This is a genomic window from Pseudomonas sp. CM25, from assembly GCF_013179705.1.
Lineage (GTDB): Bacteria > Pseudomonadota > Gammaproteobacteria > Pseudomonadales > Pseudomonadaceae > Aquipseudomonas.
This window is the reverse complement of the sequence record NZ_JABMCW010000048.1, coordinates 1-6,260: the sequence shown is the minus strand read 5'-3', so window position 1 is coordinate 6,260 and position 6,260 is coordinate 1. Positions and strand designations below refer to the sequence as shown.

Here is a 6,260-nt window from a genome sequence, read left to right as displayed (position 1 = left end):
TACCGTGGCCGAAATTGGCCGCTGGGGTCGGATGGACAACGACGAGCGCCGGGTGGTGCTGAAACGCTGCCATGAAAGGGCAGTGGAGGCCGGCCTGATTATCGGAGGCTGAACACAGTGCTGGCTTCATCGCCGGCAAGCCAGCTCCCACAGGTAGTCCATGTGGCCTGAGGGTTTGCACGATCACTGTGGGAGCTGGCTTGCCGGCGATAGGGCCAGTGCAGGTAACACACCTGCTTGATCAAGCTGCCATTGACCTGAAAATCAAGTAATCTGTGCCGCTTGCCCGACGGTCACTGCCCATGTTCTATCTCATTGCCTATATCAGCAGCGTAGTGCTGATCAACTTCGCGTTCTCCAGCGCCCCGCACCTGGACATCATCTGGTCTGCCTGGGGCGGCCTGGTGTTTATCCTGCGTGACATGGTGCAGACCCGCTTCGGCCATGGCGCGCTGGTCGCGATGCTGGTGGCCCTGGTGCTGTCCTATGTGACCTCGGAGCCGGCCATCGCCCTGGCCAGTGCCACTGCGTTCTTCATTTCCGAGCTGATCGACTGGCTGGTGTTCAGCATCACCCGCCGGCCACTGCGCGACCGCCTGTGGTTGAGTTCGGCGCTGAGTATTCCGGTGGACACGTTCATCTTCTTCGGCATGATCGGCGCCCTGACCCCTGCGGTGATCGGCACCGCCATGGCCTCGAAATTCGCCGGTGTCACTGCCGTGTGGCTGGCCATGGCATTTCGCGCCCGGCGGGCTGCCGTGGCCGGTTGATGGTGTAGAATAGCGGTCCTTTTTCAGCGGGCAGTGCCACGCCTGGTACGGCCCCGGATGCCTTCGAGGACCTGAAATGACCCGTATCGGAACCCCCTTGTCGCCCACCGCGACCCGTGTACTGCTCTGCGGCTGTGGCGAGCTGGGCAAGGAAGTGGTGATCGAGTTGCAGCGCCTGGGCGTCGAAGTGATCGCCGTCGACCGCTACGCCAATGCCCCGGCAATGCAAGTGGCGCACCGCAGCCACGTGGTCAACATGCTTGATGGCGTTGCCCTGCGCGCGGTGATCGAGGCCGAGAAGCCGCACTATATCGTCCCGGAAATCGAAGCCATCGCCACCGCCACCCTGGTGGAGCTGGAAAACGAAGGTTTCAACGTGGTGCCGACCGCCCGCGCCACCCAGCTGACCATGAACCGTGAAGGCATCCGCCGCCTGGCCGCCGAAGAGCTGGATCTGCCGACCTCGCCGTACCACTTTGCCGACACCTTCGAAGACTACGCCAAGGCCGTGGCCGATGTCGGCTACCCCTGCGTGGTCAAGCCGGTGATGAGCTCGTCGGGCAAGGGCCAGAGCCTGCTGCGCAGCGATGCCGACCTGCAGACGTCGTGGGACTACGCCCAGGAAGGCGGTCGCGCCGGCAAAGGCCGGGTGATCGTCGAAGGCTTTATCGACTTCGAATACGAAATCACCTTGCTGACCGTACGCCACGTCGGTGGTACTACGTTCCTCGAGCCGGTTGGTCATCGTCAGGAGAAGGGCGACTATCAGGAGTCGTGGCAGCCGCAGGCCATGAGCCCCAAGGCGCTGGCCGAGTCGCAGCGCGTGGCCAAGGCGGTCACCGATGCGCTGGGTGGTCGCGGCCTGTTTGGCGTGGAACTGTTCGTCAAAGGCGACCAGGTATGGTTCAGCGAAGTGTCACCGCGCCCGCATGACACTGGTCTGGTAACCCTGATTTCCCAGGACCTGTCGCAATTCGCCCTGCATGCCCGCGCCATTCTTGGCCTGCCGATCCCGGTCGTGCGTCAGTTCGGCCCATCGGCGTCGGCGGTGATCTTGCCGGAAGGCCAGTCGCAGCAAACCAGCTTTGCCAACCTGGGCGCAGCGCTGAGCGAGCCGGATACCGCCATTCGCCTGTTCGGCAAGCCGGAAATCAACGGCACCCGGCGCATGGGCGTGTGCCTGGCGCGTGACGAATCGGTCGAAGCCGCGCGGGCCAAGGCGACCCGGGCAGCGCAGGCGGTCAAAGTCGAGTTCTGATCCGGGACCCAAGGGGCCGCTTTGCGGCCCTTTCGCCGGCAAGCCAGCTCCCACAGGGTCTCCACAAGGCCCTAGGGCTGTATATCCCTGTGGGAGCTGGCTTGCCGGCGATGGGCTGCAAAGCAGCCCCGGCTTTCTCAAAGCTCGGTATTGCGGGTCTCTTTCAGGCACAGCACGGCAATCAGGCTGATCACCGCCGCCGCCGACACATAACCCCCCACCCAGCTCAACCCACCCATGCTCACCAGCTTCTGGGCAAAGAACGGCGCCGCCGAGGCCCCGACGATGCCGCCCAGGTTATACGCCGCCGAAGCCCCGGTATACCGCACGTGAGTCGGGAACAGCTCAGGCAGCAGTGCGCCCATCGGCGCAAAAGTCACGCCCATCAGGAACAGCTCGATGGCCAGGAACAGCGCCACGCCGGTAGTCGACCCCGAGGTCAGCAACGGCTCCATGGTAAAGCCCGATGCCACCGCCAGCACGCCGCCGACGATCAGTACCGGCTTGCGCCCGTAACGGTCGCTGAGCCAGGCCGACAGCGGCGTAGCCAAGGCCATGAAGACCACCGCAAAGCACAGCAGGCCAAGGAATGTTTCGCGGCTGTAGCCCAGCGTGGTCACGCCATAGCTCAGCGAGAACACCGTGGAGATGTAGAACAGCGCATAGCACACCACCATGGCTGCAGCGCCCAGCAGGGTTGGCCGCCAATGCTTGGCGAACAGCTCCACCACCGGCATTTTCACCCGCTCCTGGCGCGCAACGGCAGTGGCGAACACCGGGCTTTCTTCGAGCTTCAGGCGCACGTACAGCCCCACCAGTACCAGCGCGGCGCTGAGCAGGAACGGAATGCGCCAGCCCCAGTCACGGAATTGTTCATCGCTGAGGGTAAGGGCCAGGGTCAGGAACAGACCGTTGGCGGCCAGAAACCCGATCGAAGGGCCCAGCTGCGGGAACATGCCGAACCAGGCGCGCTTGCCTTCCGGGGCGTTCTCGGTAGCCAGCAAAGCCGCGCCGCCCCATTCGCCGCCCAGGCCCAGGCCTTGGCCAAAGCGCAGCAGGCAGAGGATGATCGGCGCCCAGACGCCGATGCTGTCATAGCCCGGCAGCACGCCGATGGCGGTGGTCGACACACCCATCAGCAGCAGCGAGGCGACCAGGGTCGACTTGCGACCGATACGGTCACCAAAGTGGCCGAACAACGCCGAGCCCAGCGGCCGGGCAAGGAAGGCGATGCCGAAGGTAAGGAAGGCCGCCAGCATCTGCGCGGTACCCGACCCGGACGGGAAGAACACCGGGCCGATTACCAAGGCAGCGGCAGTGGCATACACGTAGAAATCGTAGAACTCGATGGCGGTGCCGATGAAGCTTGCGGTGGCTACCCGCGCGGGCGAGTTGACCGGCGCGGCAGGGGCTTGGGCATAGGTGCTGCTTGTCATTAAGTAGGTCCCTAACAGTCTGGTCCGGCTCCATGGGCATGGCTCGCGCGGTGTGCCAAAGGGCAGGCATGTCGCGCGGGCGCCGGAGCGTTTTGTTGTTGTGTGCGCCCGACTGACGATAGCCCAAGGGGGGGTAGGGGCGGGGCGGGCACTGTTCGGGGTATTGAAGCAGGACCGCAGGGCGTGTCAGTGGAGCGGACTGGCCGTGTAACGCCGGGTGCGGGTAGCAGGCGTGGCGGCGGGGCTGGGTAAGCGTGACCGGAGTATAGCTATCGGGTCACGGTCCACACCAGTACCTTGCTGGCACAATTGTCCTCTGTTTCGAGGATTTCCAGGCGATAGCGGCCGATCTTCAGGCAAACGGCGCTTTCGGGGATGCTTTCCAGCGCTTCGGTCACCAGCCCGTTGAGGGTTTTTGGCCCGCCATCGCTAGGCAGATGCCAGCCAAGGCTGCGATTGATCTCGCGCAGCGAGGCGGTGCCGTCGATCACGAAGGTGCCATCGGGCTGTGGGTGCACGTGCGGGTTTCCCAGGCTTTGCTCGTCCTCGAACTCGCCCACGATCTCTTCGAGGATGTCTTCCAGGGTGACAATGCCCTGCACTTCGCCGTACTCGTCCACCACCACGCCCAGGCGCCGCTGCTGCTTGTGGAAGTTCAGCAACTGCATCTGCAAGGGCGTGCTCTCTGGCACGAAATAAGGTTCGTAGCAGGCGCCGTGCAGTGCCTCAAGGGTCAGCTCGGCCTTGGGCAGCAGGTGGCTGATCAACTTGGTGTTGAGGATCGCTTCGACCTGGTTGATATCGTTGTGGTAGACGGGCAAGCGGGTGTGGCGGCTGACGATAAGTTGCTCGATGATGCGTTCCATCGGCTCGTCGAGGTTGATGCCGTCCACTTCGTTGCGTGGCACCAGGATGTCGTTGACGGTGACCTTGTCCAGTGACTGCAGGCCGTCGAGCAGGCCGTGGCGCGGCGCCTCGTGCGCTTCATCTTCATCCGTGTCGTCGTCTTCCTGCGCGTGCAGGGCAACTGCTGTCGGCTGTGCACGGAAGGGGCGCAGGATCAGCTTCGCGCAGCCGTCGAGCAGGCAGGCAAAGGGTTGCAGCAGTGTCAGCGGCGCTTTCAGCAGGCTGACACCGAGGCTGACAAGTGCCTGCGGGTTGCGCCTGGCCAGGCGCCGGGGCAGGAATTCGGCGAAAACCAGCAATACCAGGGCGGCGCCCAGGCCGGCCAGCCAGAAACCGTGTTCACCGCTGTAGCGCTGCCCGATCAGGCACGCCAGGCCCAGCACCAGCAACTTGCCCAGGCTGGCGCAAAGCACCAGCGCCTGGGCTGGCAGTGGTGGTTGACCGTCATCGCCGTTGCGCAGCGAGCCATTGAGTTGCAGGCGGGCGGCATCCACGGCGGTGAACAGCGCTGCCCACAGCAGCGCCAGTGCCAAGGTGCCCAATAGCGTTGCGTACGGCAAGGTGTCCATGGGCGGCCGTCAGATATGCAGTATGAATTCGCGAACCAGCTTGCTGCCGAAATAGGCCAGCATCAGCAGGCAGAAACCGGCCAGGGTCCAGCGGATCGCCTTGTGGCCACGCCAGCCCAGGCGGGTGCGGCCCCACAGCAGCACGCTGAACACCACCCAGGCGACACAGGCCAGCAAAGTCTTGTGCACCAGGTGCTGGGCGAACAGGTTGTCAAGGAACAGCCAGCCCGAGATCAGCGACAGCGACAGCAGGCACCAGCCGGCCCAGAGGAAGCCGAACAGCAGGCTTTCCATGGTTTGCAGCGGCGGGAAGTTGCGAATCAGCCCGGACGGGTGCTTGTTCTTCAGCTGACGGTCCTGCAGCAGCAACAGCAGCGACTGGAACACGGCGATGGTGAACAGCCCGTAGGCCAGGATCGACAACAGGATATGCGCCAGGATGCCCGGCTCCTCGTTGATCAGCGGCACCGTGCCGGGGGGCGCGAACTGCGCCAGCAGCGCCGTCACCGCGCCCAGCGGGAACAGCAGCACCAGCAGGTTTTCCACCGGTATGCGCATGCAGGCCAGCAGGGTCAGGGCGATGACGGCCACGGCGATAAGGCTGGCAGCGCTGAAGAAGTCCAGGCTCAGGCCCAGCGGGGTGATCAGCTGGAAGAACAGCGCGCCGGCCTGGGCGAGCACCGCGACGGCACCCAGCAGGGCAAGCAGGCGTTTGTCGGCCTTGCGACCCTGGGCCAGGTGCAGGCCCTGGTAGACGGCTGCAGCTATATAGAGGCCGGCGGCGATCAGGTTGGGGATGAGGCTGGGTGAGGAGACCATAAGTCCTGGTTGACGAGCCTTAAAGAGACGGAGTTTGGCATAGATCCCGCCGCTCTAGGAAGACTGGCAGGCCGCGTAACGGCATTCGCGGGTGAACCCGCTCCCACAGGTACCGCGCAAGCCACAAGTGTAGTGAAGATCCTGTGGGTGGGGGTTCACCCGCGAACAGGCAGGCACAGCCACCGAATATCTCCCAAGGTGTGCGCCGCCGCCGCACTTCGCTATAATCGCCGCCTTGCTGTGCCCGGCGGGTGTGTATTTCCCCTAGGGCGCCTGACAAACCTCGGCTTTTACTGGGCCTGAAAGGATCACCATGTTCGAAAACCTGACCGACCGCCTGTCACAGACGCTGCGCCATGTCACCGGCAAGGCCAAGCTGACCGAAGACAACATCAAGGACACGCTGCGCGAAGTGCGCATGGCCCTGCTCGAGGCCGACGTTGCCCTGCCGGTGGTCAAGGATTTCGTCAACAGCGTCAAGGAACGTGCGGTCGGCACCGAA

At 64.1% G+C, this 6,260-nt stretch carries 7 protein-coding genes; 4 read left to right on the top strand and 3 right to left on the bottom strand.

What is annotated here, in order from left to right; translation table 11 throughout:
- From HP546_RS07940 to purT, 3 genes are all read left to right on the top strand, one after another.
- A partial coding sequence (locus HP546_RS07940) for a DUF1289 domain-containing protein (RefSeq protein WP_172222242.1) occupies positions 1-112 on the top strand: 112 nt, incomplete at its 5' end.
- Positions 113-302: 190 nt separating this feature from the next.
- Entirely contained in the window at positions 303-770 is a 468-nt protein-coding gene (locus HP546_RS07935) for a VUT family protein (RefSeq protein ID WP_172222237.1), read from the top strand.
- Positions 771-846: 76 nt separating this feature from the next.
- Entirely contained in the window at positions 847-2,028 is a 1,182-nt protein-coding gene (gene purT / locus HP546_RS07930) for a formate-dependent phosphoribosylglycinamide formyltransferase (protein ID WP_172222234.1), read from the top strand.
- Between the two features lie 137 nt (positions 2,029-2,165).
- Here the strand turns inward: purT and HP546_RS07925 are convergent, their stop codons facing one another.
- The 3 genes from HP546_RS07925 to HP546_RS07915 all read right to left on the bottom strand — a co-directional run bounded on the left by HP546_RS07925 (position 2,166) and on the right by HP546_RS07915 (position 5,758).
- Positions 2,166-3,464, bottom strand: a complete 1,299-nt coding sequence (locus HP546_RS07925; RefSeq protein ID WP_172222229.1) for an MFS transporter — start codon at positions 3,462-3,464, stop codon at positions 2,166-2,168.
- A 269-nt stretch (positions 3,465-3,733) separates the two neighbouring features.
- Positions 3,734-4,939: a transporter associated domain-containing protein gene (locus tag HP546_RS07920; RefSeq protein ID WP_172222225.1), complete on the bottom strand. Its 1,206-nt coding sequence runs from the start codon at positions 4,937-4,939 to the stop codon at positions 3,734-3,736.
- A gap of 9 nt (positions 4,940-4,948) precedes the next feature.
- A complete protein-coding gene (locus HP546_RS07915) occupies positions 4,949-5,758 on the bottom strand; it encodes an inner membrane protein YpjD (protein WP_172222201.1) in 810 nt (269 codons plus the stop codon).
- Positions 5,759-6,071: 313 nt separating this feature from the next.
- On the opposite strand from HP546_RS07915, the gene HP546_RS07910 reads away from it, so the two are divergent.
- A partial coding sequence (locus HP546_RS07910) for a signal recognition particle receptor subunit alpha (RefSeq protein ID WP_172222197.1) occupies positions 6,072-6,260 on the top strand: 189 nt, incomplete at its 3' end.

Coding starts and splice junctions, on each gene's coding strand:
- HP546_RS07935 (WP_172222237.1), top strand. CDS start 303: ATGTTCTATCTCATTGCCTATATCAGCAGCGTAGTGCTGATCAACTTC.
- purT (WP_172222234.1), top strand. CDS start 847: ATGACCCGTATCGGAACCCCCTTGTCGCCCACCGCGACCCGTGTACTG.
- HP546_RS07925 (WP_172222229.1), bottom strand. CDS start 3,464: ATGACAAGCAGCACCTATGCCCAAGCCCCTGCCGCGCCGGTCAACTCG.
- HP546_RS07920 (WP_172222225.1), bottom strand. CDS start 4,939: ATGGACACCTTGCCGTACGCAACGCTATTGGGCACCTTGGCACTGGCG.
- HP546_RS07915 (WP_172222201.1), bottom strand. CDS start 5,758: ATGGTCTCCTCACCCAGCCTCATCCCCAACCTGATCGCCGCCGGCCTC.